Annotated in this window: 17 protein-coding genes, 1 tRNA gene and 1 pseudogene; 10 read left to right on the top strand and 9 right to left on the bottom strand. The window is 66.0% G+C overall.

Annotated elements, in window-relative coordinates; genetic code table 11:
- The first annotated feature begins 22 nt into the window (after nt 1-22).
- A tRNA-Met gene (locus AB4Z16_RS11795) sits at nt 23-99 on the top strand.
- Nucleotides 100-202: 103 nt separating this feature from the next.
- Here the strand turns inward: AB4Z16_RS11795 and AB4Z16_RS11800 are convergent.
- On the bottom strand, nt 203-646 hold the full coding sequence (locus AB4Z16_RS11800) for a helix-turn-helix domain-containing protein (RefSeq protein WP_441511538.1): 444 nt from the start codon (nt 644-646) through the stop codon (nt 203-205).
- Between the two features lie 199 nt (nt 647-845).
- Here AB4Z16_RS11800 and AB4Z16_RS11805 point away from each other — a divergent pair, with 199 nt between their 5' ends.
- The gene (locus AB4Z16_RS11805; protein WP_441511539.1) at nt 846-1,649 is read left to right on the top strand and encodes a DUF72 domain-containing protein; all 804 of its coding nucleotides are present in this window, start codon (nt 846-848) and stop codon (nt 1,647-1,649) included.
- A gap of 3 nt (nt 1,650-1,652) precedes the next feature.
- On the opposite strand, the gene AB4Z16_RS11810 is transcribed toward AB4Z16_RS11805, so the two are convergent.
- The 3 genes from AB4Z16_RS11810 to AB4Z16_RS11820 form a co-directional block, all read right to left on the bottom strand.
- The gene (locus AB4Z16_RS11810) at nt 1,653-2,144 is read right to left on the bottom strand and encodes a YbaK/EbsC family protein (protein WP_441511540.1); all 492 of its coding nucleotides are present in this window, start codon (nt 2,142-2,144) and stop codon (nt 1,653-1,655) included.
- On the bottom strand, nt 2,141-2,419 hold the full coding sequence (locus AB4Z16_RS11815) for a hypothetical protein (protein ID WP_441511541.1): 279 nt from the start codon (nt 2,417-2,419) through the stop codon (nt 2,141-2,143). Before AB4Z16_RS11815 ends, AB4Z16_RS11810 begins: the two co-directional genes overlap by 4 nt.
- A 79-nt stretch (nt 2,420-2,498) precedes the next feature.
- Nucleotides 2,499-3,083 carry a TetR/AcrR family transcriptional regulator gene (locus tag AB4Z16_RS11820; protein WP_441511542.1) on the bottom strand — a complete coding sequence of 195 codons (585 nt, stop codon included), beginning with the start codon at nt 3,081-3,083 and terminating at the stop codon, nt 2,499-2,501.
- A gap of 85 nt (nt 3,084-3,168) precedes the next feature.
- Between AB4Z16_RS11820 and AB4Z16_RS11825 the strand changes: the two genes are divergently transcribed.
- Nucleotides 3,169-3,981 (top strand): crotonase/enoyl-CoA hydratase family protein, encoded by an 813-nt coding sequence (locus AB4Z16_RS11825; RefSeq protein WP_441511543.1) that lies wholly within the window; start codon nt 3,169-3,171, stop codon nt 3,979-3,981.
- A 14-nt stretch (nt 3,982-3,995) separates the two neighbouring features.
- Nucleotides 3,996-4,421, top strand: a complete 426-nt coding sequence (locus AB4Z16_RS11830; protein WP_441511544.1) for a DUF1330 domain-containing protein — start codon at nt 3,996-3,998, stop codon at nt 4,419-4,421.
- A gap of 24 nt (nt 4,422-4,445) precedes the next feature.
- Here the strand turns inward: AB4Z16_RS11830 and AB4Z16_RS11835 are convergent, their stop codons facing one another.
- Nucleotides 4,446-5,450 (bottom strand): LysR family transcriptional regulator, encoded by a 1,005-nt coding sequence (locus AB4Z16_RS11835; protein WP_441511545.1) that lies wholly within the window; start codon nt 5,448-5,450, stop codon nt 4,446-4,448.
- Nucleotides 5,451-5,557: 107 nt separating this feature from the next.
- Here AB4Z16_RS11835 and AB4Z16_RS11840 point away from each other — a divergent pair, with 107 nt between their 5' ends.
- The 3 genes from AB4Z16_RS11840 (at nt 5,558) to AB4Z16_RS11850 (ending at nt 10,979) form a co-directional block, all read left to right on the top strand.
- Nucleotides 5,558-6,394, top strand: a complete 837-nt coding sequence (locus AB4Z16_RS11840; RefSeq protein ID WP_441511546.1) for an alpha/beta hydrolase fold domain-containing protein — start codon at nt 5,558-5,560, stop codon at nt 6,392-6,394.
- A gap of 49 nt (nt 6,395-6,443) precedes the next feature.
- Nucleotides 6,444-7,643: an efflux RND transporter periplasmic adaptor subunit gene (locus tag AB4Z16_RS11845; RefSeq protein ID WP_441511547.1), complete on the top strand. Its 1,200-nt coding sequence runs from the start codon at nt 6,444-6,446 to the stop codon at nt 7,641-7,643.
- Between the two features lie 156 nt (nt 7,644-7,799).
- A complete protein-coding gene (locus AB4Z16_RS11850; protein WP_441511548.1) occupies nt 7,800-10,979 on the top strand; it encodes an efflux RND transporter permease subunit in 3,180 nt (1,059 codons plus the stop codon).
- Nucleotides 10,980-11,065: 86 nt separating this feature from the next.
- Here AB4Z16_RS11850 and AB4Z16_RS11855 read toward each other — a convergent pair whose 3' ends face one another.
- A complete protein-coding gene (locus AB4Z16_RS11855; protein WP_441511549.1) occupies nt 11,066-12,385 on the bottom strand; it encodes an ATP-binding protein in 1,320 nt (439 codons plus the stop codon).
- Nucleotides 12,382-13,122, bottom strand: coding sequence for a response regulator (locus tag AB4Z16_RS11860; RefSeq protein WP_441511550.1), 741 nt, complete (start codon nt 13,120-13,122; stop codon nt 12,382-12,384). The genes AB4Z16_RS11855 and AB4Z16_RS11860 overlap by 4 nt, the downstream gene beginning before the upstream one ends.
- 272 nt (nt 13,123-13,394) lie before the next feature.
- Between AB4Z16_RS11860 and AB4Z16_RS11865 the strand changes: the two genes are divergently transcribed.
- Together AB4Z16_RS11865 and AB4Z16_RS11870 are read left to right on the top strand one after the other, a co-directional pair.
- On the top strand, nt 13,395-14,126 hold the full coding sequence (locus AB4Z16_RS11865) for an alpha/beta fold hydrolase (protein ID WP_441511860.1): 732 nt from the start codon (nt 13,395-13,397) through the stop codon (nt 14,124-14,126).
- A gap of 169 nt (nt 14,127-14,295) precedes the next feature.
- On the top strand, nt 14,296-16,044 hold the full coding sequence (locus AB4Z16_RS11870; RefSeq protein WP_441511551.1) for a cytochrome c biogenesis protein DipZ: 1,749 nt from the start codon (nt 14,296-14,298) through the stop codon (nt 16,042-16,044).
- A 411-nt stretch (nt 16,045-16,455) separates the two neighbouring features.
- On the opposite strand, the gene AB4Z16_RS11875 is transcribed toward AB4Z16_RS11870, so the two are convergent.
- A complete protein-coding gene (locus AB4Z16_RS11875) occupies nt 16,456-17,493 on the bottom strand; it encodes an alpha/beta fold hydrolase (RefSeq protein WP_441511552.1) in 1,038 nt (345 codons plus the stop codon).
- Between the two features lie 309 nt (nt 17,494-17,802).
- On the opposite strand from AB4Z16_RS11875, the gene AB4Z16_RS11880 reads away from it, so the two are divergent.
- Complete coding sequence (locus AB4Z16_RS11880; protein ID WP_441511553.1) at nt 17,803-18,219, top strand: organic hydroperoxide resistance protein; 417 nt, start codon at nt 17,803-17,805, stop codon at nt 18,217-18,219.
- Nucleotides 18,220-18,298: 79 nt separating this feature from the next.
- Here the strand turns inward: AB4Z16_RS11880 and AB4Z16_RS11885 are convergent.
- Nucleotides 18,299-19,477 (bottom strand): annotated as a pseudogene (locus tag AB4Z16_RS11885) (low temperature requirement protein A).
- Nucleotides 19,478-19,527 lie beyond the last annotated feature (50 nt).

Below are 19,527 nucleotides of genomic sequence, written 5' to 3' on the forward strand. Positions count from 1 at the left end.
TCAAAAGGTCCCATATCCTTACCGCGGGGTGGAGCAGCCCGGTAGCTCGTCAGGCTCATAACCTGAAGGTCGTCAGTTCAAATCTGGCCCCCGCAACCAAACACAAAAACCCGTCGCAAACAGCGGCGGGTTTTTGCGTCTAAAATCCAAAAAAAAAACAACGCAAAGCAGGCGTCCGCACCAGGTGATGCGCGCATCACGGTTATGGATCGGCCTGCGGGGCGCCGGCAGATTTGCTGTCCGCTTCGCTTTTTCCATCAACTGCGACGGTCTCGACCAGACGGATTGCGAGAAGCCGGAGTTTTCGAGAACGGATTCGCGCGAAGGCCTCGTCCAACCGGTGGCCTTCGGAAGGCGGCGCAGGCTCCGCCTCGTAATCGGCCGCCGGCTCCTCGGCCAAGCCGCTCGCCGATGGACTCGTGGCCAGGCCTTCGAAGAAGAAATGCAGATCGACGCCGAGCCGCTGGGAGAGAACGAAGATGGCGCCCGCGGTCAGCCGGTCGGACCCATCCTCGTAGTTCCCGATTTGTTGATGGGAGACACCAAGCAAGCGGGCGATGTCCTTCTGAGCGAGCCCCATCTTGCCGCGAAGCAGCCGAAGGCGGTCACCCACATGCCGATTCGCGTGAGTCAATTCCGGTTTCATCGGGCCGCTTTCAATCTCGATCTGGAGGACAGCCGCTCGCATTATGCTGCCGACTTTCGAGGCGTCCACTGTCGGGCCGTCTGTTTCTCCTGACAGCGGAGGAGCGCCGGCCCGAATACCATGCGGAGTCGCTGGAAACGGGTGGTGCTCCGGGAGCCGCCGCGGCAGGATCGGCGATCCCAGGGAGATGGAGTGAGGCATGGCGCAGGAAGCAGGACGAATTCATATCGGCATAGGCGGCTGGGTCTACGAACCCTGGCGCGGATCCTTCTACCCGAAGGATCTGCCGCAAAAGCGCGAGCTCGAATATGCCGCGAGCAAGCTGACCTCGATCGAGATCAACGGCACCTATTACGGTTCGCAGAAGCCGGAGAGTTTCGCGAGATGGCGCGAGGAGACGCCCGAGGATTTCGTCTTCGCGTTGAAGGGCTCGCGATTCTGCACCAACCGACGCGTGCTTTCCGAGGCCGCTCCATCGGTCGAGAAATTTTTGAACAGCGGGTTGACCGAGCTCAAGCATAAGCTCGGGCCGATCAATTGGCAGTTCATGCCGACCAAGAAATTCGACCCCGAAGATTTCGAGGCCTTCCTCAAGCTCCTGCCGAAGGAACTGGATGGCGTCTCGCTACGCCATGCCGTCGAGGTCCGGCACGACAGCTTCCGCACCCCTGATTTCATCGCGATGCTGCGCGAGCACGGTGTCGCCGTCATCACCTCGGCCGACGCCGACTATACGCAGATCGCCGATGTGACGGCACCCTTCGTCTATGCGCGCATCATGGGCACGCTGGAAGCCGAGCCGACGGGTTATTCCGAGACCGGTCTCACTCGCTGGGCGAAGGCAGCTCGGGACTGGGCTGAGGGCGGAGTGCCGGAGGGGCTGGAGACGGTCGGACCGGCCGCGCCCAAGCAGAAGCGCGACGTCTTCCTCTATGTCATCAGCGGCGGGAAGGTCCGCAATCCCGCGGCGGCGATGGAACTGATTGCACGAACCAGGGATTGAGGTTCAGGCCGTCGTGACCGCCTCCTGCACCACGATTTCCTGGCAGACATCGACCCATTCGGCCTGGGTGAGCTCGGCCATCCGCTGCGGCGCGATGCGCAGCGCGCTATGCGTCGAGCCAGCGGCCGGGACGACGATATCGAAGGCTTTCAACGAGAGGTCGCAATAGACCTTGAGCGGCGTTGCCAGGCCGAAGGGGCAGACGCCGCCGACCGGGTGCCCCGTCAGGGCTTCAACCTCTTCTTGCCCGAGCATGCGCGGCTTGCCGCCGAGCCCGGCCTTCGCCTTCTTGTTGTCAAGCCGCGCATCGCCGCGCGTCACGACCAGGACGACCTCCTCGCCGATACGCAGCGAAAGCGTCTTGGCGATCTGGCCGGGTTCGACACCATGGGCCGCGGCGGCGAGCGGCACTGTGGCGCTGCTCTCATCGGTCACGATGACGGTGATGTCGGGAGCGCGTTCGGCGAAGAAGGCGCGGACGGATTGAAGGCTCATCGGGCAATTCGCGAGGTCGACCAGAGGATCAGCAGGCTGGCGATGGCCGGCACGCCGAAGACGATGAGGAAGATCGGCGCTTCCTCCATGACGGTATAGCCCGCCCGGCTGACGCCGATCCAGAGGTTGATCAGGGCGCCGACCAGCCAGAGCGGCAGGAATAACCGGACGGCGAACGCGATCGGCCGGCCGGCGGAGATGGCGAGCCGGGGCGCAGCGACGAGCAGGATGCCAAGCAGGGCGAAGCCGATACCGATGACCTTGACGGTGTGCATGCGTCAGCCCTGCCCAATCGAAATCAGGATGAACAACAATCGATTATCTTGCTCTGCGCAAGCCGCGGGCATGCACGATTTATTCTTTTGCCGGGCCACGTGCCCTGACGAGCGATCCGGCGGCGCGGCCGGCGGCTTCGATATAATCGGGATTGCGATGGATCAGCATGATCGAAAAGGCGCCATCCATCAGCAGGACGATTTCGCGGGCCAGAGCCTGCGCGTCGGCAATGCCGCGACCCTGCATCTCCTGCGACAGCCAGTTTTCGAAATTCGCCTTGTGACGTGCCCCCGCCTTGACGGCCGGGTGGCCGGGCATGGCAGCCAGTTCCGCGGCCGTGCGCAGGAAACCGCAACTCTTCCACTTGGGATGCCGCGCGACGCGGGCCAGATTGGCGAAGATCGCTTCCACTTTGCAGTCGACGCCGCCATCGGCAGCCTCGAACCAGCCAGCCATCTGCTTCAGGTTCGGCTGATCCCGGGCCTCGAGATAGGCGGCGACCAGATCGTCCTTGCTCTTGAAATGATAGTAGAGCGTCCGCTTGGTCAGCCCAGCCTTCTCGGCCACGGCGTCCACGCTGACGCGGCCGATGCCCTCCGCATAAAAGAGCTTGCTGGCGGCGTCGATGATGCGCTTGCGCGTCGGGCTGGGTGCATCGGCCATTCCGCTATGTATACCGACTAGTGAATATACACAAATCGCAAAGGCCGCGATCATCTTCCGGTGAACCTACTGGAAAGGAACGCCGATGAGCGATTTCGTCCTAACCGAAACCCGCGATGCCATCGCGACGCTGACCCTGAACCGCCCCGACAAGCTCAACGCCTTGAGTTACGCCCTGATCGACCGGTTCCTCGAATTGCTCGACCTGATCGAGACCGATGAAGCCATCCGGGTGGTGATCCTGACGGGAGCGGACGACCGCGCATTTTCCGCAGGGGCGGACATTCATGAGTTCTCGCAGAGTGTCGCGCGGGGTGCCGATGTCGCCATGCGGGATTTCGTCATGCGCGGCCAACGGCTCACCGCGCGGCTGGAAGCCTTTCCCAAGCCCATCATCGCCGCGGTCAACGGCCTGGCCTTCGGCGGCGGCTGCGAGATCACCGAAGCCGTTCCGCTGGCGATCGCGAGCGAGCGAGCTTCATTCGCCAAGCCGGAGATCAATTTGGGCATGCCGCCGACATTTGGTGGAACCCAGCGTCTGTCCCGGCTGGCCGGACGCAAGCGCGCGCTGGAGCTGCTGTTGACGGGCGACGTCTTCTCGCCGGAGCGAGCCGTCGAGCTCGGCCTCGTCAATCAGGTCGTCGCGCATGACCAGCTCATGCCCGCCGCGCGCGATCTCGCCGGGCGAATTCTGCGGCATTCGCCACTTGCGGCAGCGAGCATCCTGCGGGCGGTCACGCGCGGCCTCAACCAGAGCATTGCGGAGGGGCTTCTGATCGAAGGGGAGCAATTCGCCCGGGTGGCGCCGACCGCCGATCTGCGGGAGGGGCTTGATGCCTGGATTGCGCGCCGCAAGCCGGCCTATCCCGGATCCTGGTCGGCTAAGGCCGCGGTGTAAGTGGGAGGCCAACCATGACGGGTTTCACGAGCTTCTCGCGCGAGGCCTTTGCCGCGTTCCGCGCAGACAACCGGCCGGGGCCGGTCCATATGCTCAATCTGATCCGGCTGCATGCCGAAGCCCGTCATGCCGGCGGGCTGAGAGCTACTGGCGCGGAGGCCTATGCTAGCTATGGCCGGATCAGCGCGCCGGTGTTCGCGCGGCTCGGCGGCCGTATCGTCTGGCGGGGCGGCTTCGAACTCGGCATGATCGGTCCGGAGGAGGAGCGCTGGGATATCTGCTTCGTCGCGGAATATCCCAGCCCCGACAGTTTCGCCGAGATGTTGCGCGACCCGATCTACCGGGAGGCGATGGCGCATCGCATCGCTGCGGTTGCCGACAGCCGGCTCATCCGACTGGGAGTCCTCCCAAGCGGCACCCGTTTCGACGGGCCTTCATGACGCGACCAACCATTGCTGCTCGGGTCAGGCGGTTTCGATCAAGCCTTTCTCCGGCGCCTCAGCAGAAGCCTGCTGGGCCGCGAACTTCAGTGCCGGGCAGAGCATCGAAACGCCCTTTGCATTCCCTACGAGATCGTCCTTGGCAAACAGCTCCGCCAGCCAGTCGACGAAAACGCGCACCTTGTTGCTGAGGTGCCGGTTTGGCGGATAGACGATGTGAAGCGGCTTTGGTGCTGCGCACCAATCGAGCAGGAGCGGCACGAGCCGCCCGTCTGCGATCGGCTTTCGGGCCATGAAGGTCGGCAGCTGCACGATGCCATGGCCGGCCAGGCCGGCGGCAAGATAGCCGGTGCCGTCATTGAGCGAGATGGCGTAGCGGCCGTTGATTTCGATCGTCTCGGCGGGGTTCTGGTAGATCATCGACAGCACGCGGCCGCCGAGTGCCGGTCGGTAGGCGACGATCTGATGGCCGCCCTCGATGTCGCGCGGATGGCGGGGCGCGCCGAAGCGGGCAAGATAGTCCGGCGAGGCGCAAGTGATGAGCTGCATCTCGCCGATCCGCCGGGCGATCAGGCTCTGGTCCGTGATCTCGCCGGCCCGCACCGCGCAATCCAGGTTTTCGCCGATGAGATCGGCCGGGCGGTCGCTCAGGCCGAGATCGAGCTGGATGTCGGGATAGCGCGCCTGGAATTCGTGCAGCGCCGGGATGATCACCGAGATCGCCAGTGCCGAACTGCAATCGACCCGGAGCCGGCCGCTCGGCCGCGCCTGCGCCAGCGTGAGACTCGCGTCGAGTTCGGAGAGTTCGTCGAGCAGGCGCAGCGCTCGCTCGTAATAGGCCGCGCCGTCCATGGTCACGGTCACGCGCCGCGTTGTCCGATTCAAGAGCTTGGCGCGCAGATGCGCCTCCAGCTGCTGGATCAGCTTGGTGATGGTCGGCTTGGGCATGTCGAGGAGATCGGCGGCGCGCGTGAAGGTTCCGGTCTCGACGACCCGCACGAAGGCCCGCATTGCTGCCAACTGGTCCATGACGTCGGATTGTTTCCGTATGGAAATAATGAATGAGTGGATAGCCTATTTATTCCGAAATGCCGATTCACTAATTCGTGGTGCAACGCAACAGCGAGGGTGAGCCAATGCCCGCGATCGCCGCGCAGAAGCTGCAGCCGGTGCTTTCCGTCTTCTGGCGGGAAGAAAGACTGAGCGCCGGTCGAGAGACCTTCACCGGCCGCCTCTACGTTCCCGCCGAGGTTCGGGACAATGCCGGGCTCGTGCTGCACCTGCATGGCGGCCACTTCAACAGCGGCTCGCCGGCGCAGGGGCAGGCCGTCGCCACGGCCCTGACGGAAGCCGGCGCGGTCGTATTCTCGCTTTCCTACCCGCTTGCTCCCGTGCAGCGCTTTCCCGAAACCTTGGAGCGCATCTATGCAGCGCTCGAGGCTCTTGCCAGAGGGCGCAATCGCTGGGCAACGCGCGGCGCGCCGATCTATGTCGCCGGTGAGGAAGCCGGCGGCAACCTCGCTGCGGCGCTGGCCATGATGGCGCGGGATCGCGGCGGCCCGGTGCTTGCTGGCCAGATCCTGTTGTCGCCGATGCTCGACGCCTGCCTCGGCACGGCTTCGCTGCGCGGCGCCCAGGCCGGACCGGTCGGCTGCCGCTGGGCCGATGGCTGGGCCGATTATCTCGGCACGCCCGAGCGCGCCGCCCACCCTTACGCGGCTCCGCTCCAGGCGACCCGCCTCGCCGGCCTGCCGCCAGCCTTGCTGATCAGCGGGCAGGACGACCCGATGCGCGACGAAGCCGCGCAATACGCGTCCCGCCTTGCCCAGGCCGGCATCGCCGTCCGTCATGCCGAGTTCAACGCGCCGACGCGCTGGCCCCTGGCTTATGCCGACGCTGCGGAGGAAGGCTCCTGTCTCTGCAAGAGCTGCGGCGAGATCGCCGCCTTCTATGAACGGACCGCGCCCTCCTAGCGCTCGCCCTCTTTCGACACCCACGGCATTTCCAAGGAAGGACCGACCCATGATTCTGGGAACGAACCGTCGCGGCCTTTTGGCCGGCCTCACCGCCTCCGTCGCACTGGCCGCCATCACGGTCTTTGCCCTCTCCGGGACCCGCGCGCAGGGCGATACCGCGCCTGCGGCGCCGGCCGCCATCCCCGTCTCCGTCGCGACCGTCGAGGCGCGCGAGATCGTGCCCTGGGCGGAGTTCTCCGGCCGGCTGGAGGCGATCGAGCGTGTCGAACTGCGCTCGCGTGTGGCCGGCGTCGTCGAGGCCGTGCATTTCCGCGAGGGTAATTTGGTGAAGCAGGGCGATCTGCTCGTGAGCATCGATCAGGCGCCCTATCTGGCCGATCTGGAGCGGGCGGAGGCGCAGGTGCTCGCTGCCCAGTCCCGCCTTGCTCTCGCCGACAGCGAGAACGAGCGCGGCCAGCAGCTCAGCGCGACCCGCAACCTCTCGCAGCGTGATCTCGACACCCGCGTCAATGCTCTGCGCGAGGCCAAGGCCAATCTCCGCGCCGCCGAGGCCGCGCGCCGCACGGCGCAGCTCAACCTCGACTACACGCAGATTCGCGCGCCGATCAGCGGCCGCATCGGCCGGCTCGACGTCACCGTCGGTAATCTCATCGCGGCCGGTGGGCAGGTGTTGACCTCGCTGCTCTCGGTCGATCCGATCTATGCGGCCTTCAATGCCGACGAACGCAGCGTGCTCGACGCGCTGGCCTCTTTGCCCCAAGGCTCGCGCGCGCTCGAACAGATTCCGGTCAAGCTGACCACGGCGACCGCCGAGGCGGCGCAGTTCAGCGGCCGGCTGCACTTCGTCGACAACGGCATCGACGGCGCCAGCGGCACGGTCAGGGTCCGCGCCCTGCTCGACAACCCCGACGGCAAGCTGATGCCGGGCCAGTTCGTGCGGGTGCAGCTCGGGCAGGCCAAGGCCGAGCAGCAACTCGTCATCAACGAGCGCGCTGTCGGCACCGACCAGAACAAGAAGTTCGTCTTCGTCGTCGGGGACGACGGCAAGGCGACTTGGCGTGAGGTTTCGCTCGGCTCCGCATATGACGGGCTGCGCGTGGTCAATGCCGGGCTGAAGCCCGGTGAGCGCATCATCGTCAACGGGCTGCAGCGCGTGCGGCCCGGTGCGGTCGTTGCGCCGCAGCCGGTGCCGATGGCCGAAAAGAGCGAGCTGAAGAAGCCCGCGACCGAACTCGCACAACGCTGAGACACACAGCCGTCATTCTCGGGCGAAGCGGAGCGCAGACCCGAGAATCTCAGGCAGGAGGAGGCTGAAGGAGCCTCTTGCGGCAGGAGATGCTCGGGTCAAGCCCGAGCATGACGGTGTTTTCCCAACACAATATCCGCTCCGAAGGGGCGCCCCATGAACCTCTCGAAATTCTTCATCGACCGGCCGATCTTCGCGGCGGTCCTCTCCGTTCTGATCTTCTTGGCCGGGCTGCTCTCGATCAGGGCCCTGCCGATCTCGGAATATCCCGAGGTCGTCCCGCCGACGGTCGTCGTGCGGGCGCAATATCCGGGCGCCAGCCCGCGCGTGATCGCGGAGACGGTGGCGACGCCGATCGAGGAGCAGATCAACGGCGTCGAGGGCATGCTCTACATGTCGAGCCAGGCGACGACCGACGGCGTGATGACGCTGAACGTCACCTTCCGCCTTGGCACCGACCCGGACAAGGCCCAGCAGCTCGTGCAGAACCGGGTCAGCCAGGCCGAACCGCGCCTGCCGGAGGAGGTGCGCCGGCTCGGCGTCACCACGGTCAAGAGCTCGCCCGACCTGACGATGGTGGTGCACATCACCTCGCCGAACGGCCGCTACGACATGACCTATCTGCGCAACTACGCGGTGCTGAACGTCAAGGACCGGCTCGCCCGCATCGACGGCGTCGGCCAGGTCCAGCTCTTCGGCTCGGGCGACTATTCGATGCGCGTCTGGCTCGATCCGCAGAAGGTCGCCGAGCACGGGCTCTCGCCCGGCGACGTGGTGCGCGAGATCCGCGCCCAGAACGTCCAGGCCGCGGCCGGCGTGATCGGCGCCTCGCCGAATGCGCCCGGGCTCGACCTGCAGCTCTCGGTCAACGCGCAGGGCCGCCTCCAGAACGAGGAGCAGTTCGGCGACATCATCGTCAAGACCGGCACTGACGGCGCAGTCGTGCGCCTGCGGGACATCGCCCGCATCGAGCTCGGCGCCGCGGACTATGCGCTGCGTTCGCTGCTCAACGGCAAGTCGGCCGTCGCCGTTCCCGTCTTCCAGGCGCCGGGCTCGAACGCCATCGCGATCGCCGACCGCGTCCAGGAGACGATGCGCGAGATCAAGCAGAACATGCCGGAGGGCGTGGACTATTCGATTGTCTACGACACCACGCAGTTCGTGCGCGCCTCGATCAAGGCGGTGATCTCGACGCTGCTCGAAGCCGTCGCGCTCGTCGTGCTCGTCGTCATCGTCTTCCTGCAGACCTGGCGGGCCTCGATCATCCCGCTCGTCGCCGTGCCGATCTCGGTCGTCGGCACCTTCGCGGTGATGTACATCCTTGGCTTCTCGATCAATGCGCTCAGCCTGTTCGGCCTCGTCCTCGCCATCGGCATCGTCGTCGACGACGCTATCGTCGTGGTCGAGAATGTCGAGCGCAATATCGAGAACGGGCTCTCACCGCGCGAAGCGACCTACAAGGCGATGCGCGAGGTCTCCGGTCCGATCATCGCGATTGCGCTGGTGCTGGTCGCGGTCTTCGTGCCGCTCGCCTTCATTTCCGGCCTGACCGGGCAGTTCTACCGCCAGTTCGCATTGACCATCGCGATCTCGACGGTGATCTCGGCGGTCAACTCGCTGACGCTGTCGCCGGCTCTCGCCGCGCTGCTGCTCAAGGGCCACCACGCCCCCAAGGATGCGCTGACGCGGGCCATGGACAAGCTGTTCGGCTGGTTCTTCCGCGCCTTCAACCGCTTCTTCCATCGCTCGTCGGAAGCCTATGGCGGCGGCGTGCGCCGGGTGATCTCGCATCGCGCGGTGATGCTCGCGGTCTATGTCGTGCTGCTCGGCCTCACCGGCGTGCTGTTCAAGGCGGTTCCATCAGGCTTCGTGCCGGGCCAGGACAAGCAGTATCTTGTCGGCTTCGCACAGCTTCCTGACGCGGCGACCCTCGACCGGACGGAGGATGTCATCCGCCGCATGGACGAGATTGCGCTGAAGCATCCCGGCGTCGAGAACGCGATCTCCTTCCCCGGCCTCTCGATCAACGGCTTCACCAACTCCTCCAATTCCGGCATCGTCTTCGTCGGCCTGAAGCCCTTCGACCAGCGCAAGGACCTCTCGCTCAGCGGCAACGCCATCGCGATGCAGCTCAACAAGGAGTTCGGCGGCATCAAGGAGGCCTTCATCGCGATGTTCCCGCCGCCGCCCGTGCAGGGGCTCGGCACCATCGGCGGCTTCAAGCTGCAAATCGAGGACCGCGCCGGCCTCGGCTATGCCGCACTCGACGAGGCGACCAAGGCCTTCATGGGCAAGGCAGCGCAGGCGCCGGAGATCGCCGGCATGTTCTCGAGCTTCCAGGTCAATGTCCCGCAGCTCTATGCCGATATCGACCGCACCAAGGCCCGCCAGCTCGGCGTACCCGTGACGGAAGTCTTCGATACGCTGCAGACCTATCTCGGCTCGACCTATGTCAACGACTTCAACCGCTTCGGCCGCACCTATACCGTGCGCGTCCAGGCCGACGCACCCTTCCGCGCCCAGCCCGAGCATATTGGCCAGCTCAAGGTGCGCTCCACCGCGGGCGAGATGATCCCGCTCAGCGCTGTCCTGAACGTTCGCTCCGACTCAGGCCCAGAACGCGCGATGCGCTATAACGGCTTCCTCTCGGCCGACATCAATGCCGGTGCGGCGCCGGGCTTCTCGTCGGGGCAGGCGCAGGCGGCGGTGGAGCGGATCGCGGCGGAAACCCTGCCCAAAGGCTTCGCCTTCGAATGGACCGAGCTGACCTATCAGGAGATCCTGGCGGGCAATTCGGCGGTGATCGTCTTCCCGGTCGCGATCCTGCTCGTCCTGCTGGTGCTGGCGGCGCAGTATGAGAGCCTGACGCTGCCGATCGCGATCCTGCTGATCATCCCGATGGGCCTGCTTGCGGCGCTGACCGGCGTCTGGCTCTCGGGCGGCGACAACAACGTCTTCACCCAGATCGGTCTCGTCGTACTCGTCGGACTATCGGCCAAGAACGCCATCCTGATCGTCGAATTTGCGCGCGAGCTGGAATTCGAGGGCAGGACGCCGGTCGAGGCTGCGATCGAAGCCAGCCGGCTCCGACTCCGGCCGATCCTGATGACCTCGCTCGCCTTCATCATGGGCGTGGTGCCGCTGGTCACCTCGACGGGGGCGGGCGCCGAGATGCGCCAGGCCATGGGCATCGCGGTCTTTGCCGGCATGATCGGCGTCACCGCCTTCGGCATCTTCCTGACGCCGGTTTTCTACGTGCTGATGCGCAAGCTGGCGCGCAACCGCCCGCTCGCCCGGCACGATGTCGAGGCGCCGGTGCTCCAAGCTGCGGAGTGACGAGGCAAGCCCATTTGCGATACCCGCCGCGCAGTACCTGCGCGCCGGGTATTTTTGTCTCGGCCGTGGGTCGCTCGGCGATGCGTTCAGCTCAGCGTGACCTGGGCGATCAGGCCGCCACCCGGCCGGTTGGCAAGCCTCAATTTCCCGCCGATCGCCGTGGCAAGCTGCTGGGCGATGGCAAGGCCGAGGCCTGTGCCGCCGGTGCCTCGGTTGCGGGATTGTTCGAGCCGGTAGAACGGCTGCAGGACCGCATCGAGCTGGTCGGCGGGAATGCCGGGGCCACGATCGAGGACGAGGATTCGCAGCTTTCCGTCGGGCGTCTTCTCAAGCTGGATTTCTGCGGCGCCGGCGAATTTCAGGGCGTTGTCGATCAGATTGGTCAGGATGCGCCGCAGCGCGTGCGGGCGCGTCACCACGACGGCGTCGACCGTCGCGGGCATCGTGACCGCCTTGCCGGTGTCCTGATAGTCGAAGGCGAGGCTCTCGACGAATGAGCCGAGATCGATGCGCGCCGGCTTCTCGGCATCGCCCTGTGCGCTCCTCGCATAGGCGACGCCTTCGCGCACGAGCCGCTCGATCTCGGAGAGGTCGTTGACGAGCTTGTCCTTCTCCGGCCCATCCTCCGCCATCTCGGCGCGCAGTTTCATCCGCGTGATCGGCGTCTGCAGATCGTGCGATATCGCGGCGAGGATCTGCACCCGCTCCTGCAGGTAATGCGCGATCCGGTCCCGCATGGCGTTGAAGGCCGTTGCCGCATAGGCGACCTCGGCCGGGCCGTGCTCGTCGAGCCTTTCCGCCTTGCGGTTGGGGTCGAGTGTCTCGGCTGCATTGGCGAGCCGCAACAGGGGCCGAATCGCCAGCCGGACGGCAAACCAGGTGCAGAGCACGAGCAGGATAAGCTGGGCGACGAGCACATAGGGCAGCCAGCTCGCGAGCGGCATCAGCGCCGGCAGCATGTCGATCGTCACCGGCGAGCCGTCGCTGAGCGTGACATGGGCCTGGAGATGTTCGCGCTCGCCGGGAATGCTCTCGACCGTGACCGGGAAGCGCTTGCCGGCGGCGACATTGATTGTCTCAGCGACTTCCGCTGCGCGCTGGCTCAGTTCGGGGACGCCGGGCTGTCCGGGCCCGAGCTCGTAGCGATAGGTACGGCGCGCCAAGAGGCCGAGCCATTGCGGGCGCTCCTGCGGTGGCAGGCGGTCGAGCAGGGCGATCGAGGTCGCGACGTCGTTCTCCAGCGTCGTGTACATCGTCGCCTTGGCGCTCATGGTGCGTTCATAGAACTGCAAGCTGAACGACAGGGCGTGCGCGACGGCGAGACCGGCGAACAGGATGAGGAAAAGCCGCCAGCGCAGCGTGCGTGGCAGATGCAGGAACCCACCGATGCGGGTGACGACGCTCATTGCCGGGCCGTGACGATCTCGACCGGCATGGCGAGGACATAGCCCTCGCTGCGGACGGTCTTGATATAGGCGGGCTCGCGCGCGTCGTCGCGCAGGCGCTGCCTGACACGGCTGACAAGCAGGTCGATCGAGCGATCGAAGAGCTCGGACTCGCGGCCTTGCGTCAGGTTGAGTAGCTGGTCGCGCGAGAGCACGCGCTGCGGATGGTCGAGGAAGACCCGCAGCAGGCGGTATTCGGCGCCGCTCAGCGCGACCGCGGTGCCTTCCTTGTCGAGGAGGTGGCGGGCGGTGGTGTCGAGTTGCCAGTCGCCGAAGGCGATGAGCTGTCCGGCCTCCGTCACCTGCAGATTGGGCGGCAGCATGCGCGTGCGGCGTAAGATGGCCTTGATCCGCGCCAGCAACTCGCGCGCGACGAAGGGCTTCGCCAGATAATCGTCGGCGCCCATCTCAAGCCCGACGATCCGGTCGGTGTCGTCGCTGCGCGCGGTCAGCATCAGGATCGGCGTCGCCTTGTGCTTGCCAGCGCGCAATTCGCGGCAAAGCACGAGCCCGTCATCCCCCGGCATCATCAGGTCGAGGACGATGAGGTCGACCCGGTCGGCTTCGAGATAGGCGCGCATTTGCCTGCCATCCGCGGCGGTCGTCACCCGCAGGCCGTTCTTCTTCAGATAGCTCGAGACGAGGTCCCGGATTTCCCGGTCGTCGTCGACGACGAGCACATGGTCGATATGGTCCATCGGCAAGGCTTTCCGCTCCCGTGGTGGTAGAAATAGCAGAGCCCCGGCGGTTTGCCCGGACCTTCTGCGGGAGATTTGTAAGCGCGTGTATCGGCTCTCCGGCCCGATACGGACGCGGACAATATCCCCGTCGAAGCCTTCGCTTCCTTTGGGCAGGGTGCCTGCGAGCACGCGGCCACCCGGTTCGGCCTGCCTGTATCAATCGTCCTCAAACGAGCAGGAAGGAAGCTTCAATGCGCAAGGGTTTCATCTCGGCCATCATCGGCGGGCTCATGCTGCCGATTGCCGGCACATGTTCCGCCGTGGAAGCGGCGGAAATCCGCAACATCGTGATCGTCCACGGCGCATTCGCCGACGGTTCCGGCTGGCGCAAGGTTTCGGACCGGCTGGTCGCGAAGGGCTACAACGTCACCATCGTGCAGGAACCGCTGACTTCGCTTCAGGACGACGTGGCCGCCGCCAAGCGCGTGCTGGCGCTGCAGGATGGGCCGGCGCTCCTGGTCGGGCACAGCTATGGCGGCATGGTCATCAGTGATGCCGGCAATGACCCCAAGGTCGCCGGGCTGGTCTATGTCGCCGCCTTCCAGCCTGAGAAGGGCGAGAGCCTAACGAAGCTCGCCGGCAGCAAGCCGGTTCCGAACGCCCCCGCCGATGCGATCAAGGCTACGCAGGACGGTTATCTCTATCTCGATCCGAAGCGCTTTGCGGCCGCCTTCGCGGCCGATCTGCCCAATGCGGAAGCCGCGTTCCTCGCGCGCTCGCAGGTCTTCGCCGCGCAGGCTGCGTTCACGGCGGAAGCCGGGGAGCCAGCGTGGAAGAGCAAGCCGAGCTGGGCACTGGTCGCGAGCGACGACCGTTCGATCAATCCAGCGCTCGAACGTGACATGGCCAAGCGCGCCGGCAGCACGGTACGGGAGGTCGCGGCGAGCCACGCCGTTTACGCCTCGAAGCCGGCCGAGGTCGCGGAGCTGATCGCCCAGGCGGCGGGCGCCGTCGCCCGATAGTCGCATTGCCCGGGCGGGCCCCATGATCGCCCGCCCGGCACTATTGCTACAGAGCGTTACAGATCGGCCTTTCGGGGAAACATCGGAGATACGTCGCAAGGGTTGAGTGCCGGGTATCCGGCGGAGGTTTCAAGGCAAGCGTCTCCGCCACCCCCCGAGAGGACCAGCCATGACCTTGTTCGTCATCTCCTATCTCGCCGGCGTGCTGACGATCCTCAGCCCCTGCATCCTTCCCATCCTGCCCTTCGTCTTTTCGCAGGCCGGGCAGCCTTTCCGCCGCAGTGGCCTCCCGATGCTGACCGGCATGGCGCTGATTTTTGCGGCCGTCGCCAGCCTCGCCGCCATCGGCGGAAGCTGGGCGGTACAGGCGAACGAAATCGGGCGCTATGCGGCGCTTGCGCTGCTGGCTCTCTTTGGCGTCACGCTCATCTGGCAGCGCGCGGCGGCGATCTTCGCGCGTCCCATCGTCGCGCTCGGCGAACGGCTGTGCGGGAGCCGCGAAGGCGACACGCGTTCCGTTGGCGGCTCGCTTCTGCTGGGCATCGCGACCGGCTTGCTCTGGGCGCCATGCGCGGGCCCGATCCTGGGCCTCGTGCTGACCGGCGCCGCGCTGAACGGAGCCAGCTCTGAGACGGCCCTGCTCCTGATCGCCTATGCTGCCGGCGCTGCGACTTCTCTCGCGCTCGCGCTCCGGGCCGGCGGACAGGTCCTGGCGGCAATGAAGCGCGCGCTCGGGCCCGGCGAACGTGTCCGGCGGGGTGTGGGCGTTGCGGTTCTGGCAAGCGTGCTGGCGATTGGCCTCGGCCTCGATACCGGCGCCCTGACCCGGCTCTCCTTTGCCGGCACGGTCGGCGTCGAGCAAAGCCTGCTGGATGCGCTCGGCCCGCGCCCGGCCGAGGCAGGTCAGCCTCGCGCGGCCGAGAACGCCGTCCAGCCCTATCGCAGCAACCTGCCGGATTACGGCGCAGCTCCCGGCTTCGACGGCGCGACCGGCTGGCTCAACTCTGGGCCGCTTAACGCCGAGCAACTGCGCGGCAAGGTCTTGCTGGTCAATTTCTGGACCTATTCCTGCATCAACTGCATCCGCACCCTGCCGTATGTCCGGGCCTGGGCGGAGAAGTACAAGGATCAGGGGCTCGTCGTGGTCGGCGTGCACACGCCGGAATTCGCCTTCGAGAAGAAGGTCGAGAACATCCGGCAGGCGATCGCGCGCTTTGGCCTCGCGCATCCCGTCGCGGTCGATAACGACTTCCGGATCTGGCGCGCTTTCCGCAACAGCTACTGGCCGGCGCTCTACTTCATCGATGCGCAGGGCCGCATCCGCTACAGCCAGTTCGGCGAGGGTGGGGAGGCGCGCTCGGAGCGGGTCATTCAGGATCTCCTTGCCGAGGCCGCCGGCCATCGCAAGGCGGAGGCAGCGCTCACGACACCGCAGGCGCCCGGCGCCCAGGCCCCTGCCGATCTCGCGAATATCCGCTCGGGCGAGAACTATCTGGGTTATCACAAGGCCAACGGCTTCGTGTCACCGGAGGGCGTCGCCAGCGATCGGCCGCAGGATTACAGCGTCAGGAAGCTCAGGGTCAACCAATGGGGTCTTACCGGCAACTGGACGATCGGCGGCGACAGCGCGGGACTCGCACGGGCGGGCGGCGGCATTGCCTATCGCTTCAGTGCCCGCGACCTGCATCTCGTGCTCGGGCCCGGACCCGGTGGCAACCCGGTGCGGTTCAAGGTCACGATCGACGGGGTCGCGCCCGGCGCCGACCATGGCGCCGATATCGATACGGAGGGGAATGGCACGGTCTCGGAAACCCGGCTCTACCAACTCGTCCGCCAGGCCGGCGAGGTGCGTGAACGGACCTTCGAGATCCGCTTCCTCGACGCTGGCGTGGACGCCTACGCCTTCACTTTCGGCTGAGAGCGAAGAGAGTGGGTCCAGCCGCAAGGCGGGACCCACGCAAGGAAGCCCATGGGCGCGCTTGGCGCCCATGGGCATTTTCATGTGCGGGTCTCGTTTCAAGAGCACGTCCGCAGGGTCGCTTCTCGCTCAGGGCGACGTCGTTTCGGACAACAGGTCCCATCCGATCGGCATCCCTCCCCAAGCGCCGGCACCGGCCTTCGTCCTTGCGCATCTCATATGCCCGGCTTGGGTTGTCTTCGCGAGACGACGAGGCAGAGGTCATGGCTCTGGCAGGTGCTTTGCCGGGCCGACGGGTGTGATCCCACGAACGAAAAGCGGCCCCGGCCCCGGACGGGGCCGCTTCGGCAAGAGAAGCTGGAGCGGGACGAGGCAAGCCCGGGTGGCATTCGATGCCTCCCGGGGGAACTCTCAGAGTTTGTCGGCGTCGATCACCGCGCGGGCGAATTCCTCCGGCGCCTCCTGGGGCGGATTGTGGCCGATGCCGCCCTTGAACAGCCGGTACTCGTACTTGCCGGTGAAGCGCTTGGCATAGGCTGCCGGCTCCGGATGCGGCGCGCCGTTGGCATCCCCCTCGATGGTGATGGTCGGCACGCCGATCGCCGGGAAGGTTGCGAGCTTGTTCTCGATAGCGTCGAACTGCGGCTCGCCCTGCGCCAGTCCGAGCCGCCAGCGGTAGTTGTGAATGGAGATCGCGACATGGTCGGGGTTGTCGAGGGCCGTTGCCGAGCGCGCGAAAGTGGCGTCGTCGAACTTCCACTGCGGCGAGGCGAGCTCCCAAATCAGCCGGGCGAAGTCGTGGGTGTACTTGGCATAGCCGGCCGCGCCGCGCTCGGTGGCGAAATAGTACTGATACCACCACTGCAATTCGGCCTTGGGCGGCAGCGGCGCCTTGTTCCCCTCCTGGCTGCCGATGAGGTAGCCGCTGACCGAGACCATCGCCTTGCAGCGCTCGGGCCAGAGCGCGGCGATGATGTCGGCGCTACGCGCCCCCCAGTCGTAGCCGGCGATCACGGCCTTCTCGATCTTCAACGCATCCATCAGCGCGACGATGTCGACCGCGAGCGCTGCCGGCTGGCCGTTGCGCGGGGTCTGTGCCGAGAGGAAGCGGGTGCTGCCATAGCCGCGCAGATGGGGCACGATCACGCGGTATCCGGCCTTGGCGAGGATCGGCGCGACATCGACATAGCTATGAATGTCGTAGGGCCAGCCGTGCAGCAGCAGCACCGGCGGGCCATCTGCCGGTCCGTCTTCGGCATAGCCGACATTCAGGACCCCCGCATCGATCTGCTTCAAGGCAGCGAAGGAGGTGTGGCCGCTCTGTCCGGCGGGCGAGGGCGCGCGGGTCTGAGCGGCGGCTCCGCTGATCCCGCCGAATTGCGCGAAGGCGGCGCCCAGCGCCAGGGTGCTCAGGAGGCTGCGGCGTGGCTGGTCGATCTGTTCCGACATGGTTCTGTTCCTGATTGCGTTGAAAGCAAGGGGAGTGAGCCTGTCCGCTGTATCCGCGCCATGTCCGCCAGCGTCGGATTTGCAAGCCTGCGTAGGATCGGGCGGCTCCGATACGAACGGATACAAACCGCCCGCCGTCCGGGGCGGCCGGCAGGCGCTGCCGGGAGATCATCGTACCGCAATGTATCGTAGCGGCGAAGGCCGACGTTTCCTTGCAGATTGCCCCGATCCGCAAACAAACCGGACATGCCGGCTTGAGAAACCCCCGTCGCCAGCCGCCGATAGGAGCGGCATCAGATGGAGAGTTCCATGACCAGGATCGAGAAGGTTCTCTATACCGGCAAGACCCGCACCACCGGTGGGCGCGACGGCGCCTCGCGCAGCTCCGACGGCCGGCTCGACATCAGGCTGTCGCCTCCGGGCAGCGCGGGTGCGGGTACGAATCCCGAGCAGCTCTTCGCCGCCGGCTGGTCGGCCTGCTTCATCGGCGCGATCGGCCTTGCCGCCGGCAAGCGCAAGCTCGTCCTGCCGGCCGGTCTCGCCGTCGATGCCGAGGTCGATCTGGGCACGACGGACGGCGCCTATTTCCTGCAGGCGCGGCTGAACGTCAGCTTGCCGGGTCTTGCTCCGGAGTTGGCACACGAACTCGTTGAGGAGGCGCACCAGACCTGCCCCTATTCGAAGGCCACCCGCGGCAACATCGATGTCGAGCTGAGGCTCGTCTGATGGTTGATCGCGACGAGGCCAGCGTCCGGCTGGCCTCGTATCCGCTCGACGATCTCGTGCAGTTGATCGTCCACGGGGCTCAAACCTCTTTCGGCCGCAGCGAGATCGCTTCCCAGCCGGCGACGACGATCAGGACCGCGGTGGCAGCCAGGCTGAGCGCAAGCGGCGGCAACACCGCCGAGGCGGGCGTGAGCAGGGCGAGCAGGCCCAATCCGACGAGATGGGAGAGCGGGAACCAGCCGGCCGTCACCCGTTTGAACAGCAGATTCCCGAGCAAATAGAAGGCCGGACCAGCAGAGACGGCGATAGCCGTCTTGGCATCGGTGTGGCCGAGCGGATGGGCAATCACCAGCTCGTCGCCAACCGCGACGAGGATGATGCCGGCGACCAGCAGCACATGCAGATAGGTATAGGCTATGCGCGCGATCCGGCCGGGATCCGAGGCGTGGGCGATGAGCTGGCTGCCGCGCTCGGCGCCGATGTGGAAATAGATCCACCACATCGCGACCGAACTGAGGAAGGAATTCAGGAAGGCCGTCAGGTTGATGCCGGTCACCGGTAGTTTGGCTGCGGTGGCGCCGGTGATGAGAATGGATTCGCCGAGCGCGATGATGATGAAGAGCGCGCAACGCTCGGCGAGGTGACCGCCCTCGACATTCCAGTCGGTGGTCTGCGAGCGGCCGAGGCCGACCACGCGGAAGCCAAGTGCCGGACCGGCATATTCGATGCCGAGCGCGACGATCCAGAGCCCGAAGCGCAGATTGCCCTCGCTCAGCCCACCCGCGATCCAGAATACGGCGGAGACCGCGAGCCAGATCGTGATGCGCTGGAAATTGCGGTAATTCGCCGGAGAGGCGGCCCTCAGGCTCGCCATCGTGAAGAGCGAGCGCCCGAGCTGAATCGCGACATAGGCGCCGGCAAAGGCGAGGCCGTTCGAGCCGAAGGCTTCCGGCACCTAGCAGGACAGGACGAGGCCAAGCAGCATCAGCACGAACAGCATGAGCCTGACCGGCGCCTGTTCGGGATCGAGCCAGTTCGTCACCCAGCTCGTATAGATCCAGACCCACCAGACGGCGCCGAGCAGAAAGGCAGCCTGCGCCAGCCCGAGCGCGCTGAAATGCTCCAGCAGCGTATGCGAGATCTGGGTGATGGCGAAGACGAAGACCAGGTCGAAGAACAGCTCGACATAGCTGACCCTCGCATGCTGGTGTTCGACGCGCTCCCTGAGCAGCGCGCCGGGCTTTTGAGCTTTCGCCATGCGGACCCCTTGCCCTCCGCCGCGCGGTTTCGCGCGCAGCCTGTCAGCGA

The organism is Allobosea sp. TAF32 (assembly GCF_052113585.1).
In the GTDB taxonomy this organism is placed as follows: domain Bacteria; phylum Pseudomonadota; class Alphaproteobacteria; order Rhizobiales; family Beijerinckiaceae; genus Allobosea.

Coding starts and splice junctions, on each gene's coding strand:
- AB4Z16_RS11870 (WP_441511551.1), top strand. CDS start 14,296: ATGACCTTGTTCGTCATCTCCTATCTCGCCGGCGTGCTGACGATCCTC.
- AB4Z16_RS11880 (WP_441511553.1), top strand. CDS start 17,803: ATGACCAGGATCGAGAAGGTTCTCTATACCGGCAAGACCCGCACCACC.
- AB4Z16_RS11865 (WP_441511860.1), top strand. CDS start 13,395: ATGCTGCCGATTGCCGGCACATGTTCCGCCGTGGAAGCGGCGGAAATC.
- AB4Z16_RS11810 (WP_441511540.1), bottom strand. CDS start 2,144: ATGAGCCTTCAATCCGTCCGCGCCTTCTTCGCCGAACGCGCTCCCGAC.
- AB4Z16_RS11805 (WP_441511539.1), top strand. CDS start 846: ATGGCGCAGGAAGCAGGACGAATTCATATCGGCATAGGCGGCTGGGTC.
- AB4Z16_RS11850 (WP_441511548.1), top strand. CDS start 7,800: ATGAACCTCTCGAAATTCTTCATCGACCGGCCGATCTTCGCGGCGGTC.
- AB4Z16_RS11815 (WP_441511541.1), bottom strand. CDS start 2,419: ATGCACACCGTCAAGGTCATCGGTATCGGCTTCGCCCTGCTTGGCATC.
- AB4Z16_RS11860 (WP_441511550.1), bottom strand. CDS start 13,122: ATGGACCATATCGACCATGTGCTCGTCGTCGACGACGACCGGGAAATC.
- AB4Z16_RS11835 (WP_441511545.1), bottom strand. CDS start 5,450: ATGGACCAGTTGGCAGCAATGCGGGCCTTCGTGCGGGTCGTCGAGACC.
- AB4Z16_RS11875 (WP_441511552.1), bottom strand. CDS start 17,493: ATGTCGGAACAGATCGACCAGCCACGCCGCAGCCTCCTGAGCACCCTG.
- AB4Z16_RS11820 (WP_441511542.1), bottom strand. CDS start 3,083: ATGGCCGATGCACCCAGCCCGACGCGCAAGCGCATCATCGACGCCGCC.
- AB4Z16_RS11825 (WP_441511543.1), top strand. CDS start 3,169: ATGAGCGATTTCGTCCTAACCGAAACCCGCGATGCCATCGCGACGCTG.
- AB4Z16_RS11840 (WP_441511546.1), top strand. CDS start 5,558: ATGCCCGCGATCGCCGCGCAGAAGCTGCAGCCGGTGCTTTCCGTCTTC.
- AB4Z16_RS11830 (WP_441511544.1), top strand. CDS start 3,996: ATGACGGGTTTCACGAGCTTCTCGCGCGAGGCCTTTGCCGCGTTCCGC.
- AB4Z16_RS11855 (WP_441511549.1), bottom strand. CDS start 12,385: ATGAGCGTCGTCACCCGCATCGGTGGGTTCCTGCATCTGCCACGCACG.
- AB4Z16_RS11845 (WP_441511547.1), top strand. CDS start 6,444: ATGATTCTGGGAACGAACCGTCGCGGCCTTTTGGCCGGCCTCACCGCC.
- AB4Z16_RS11800 (WP_441511538.1), bottom strand. CDS start 646: ATGAAACCGGAATTGACTCACGCGAATCGGCATGTGGGTGACCGCCTT.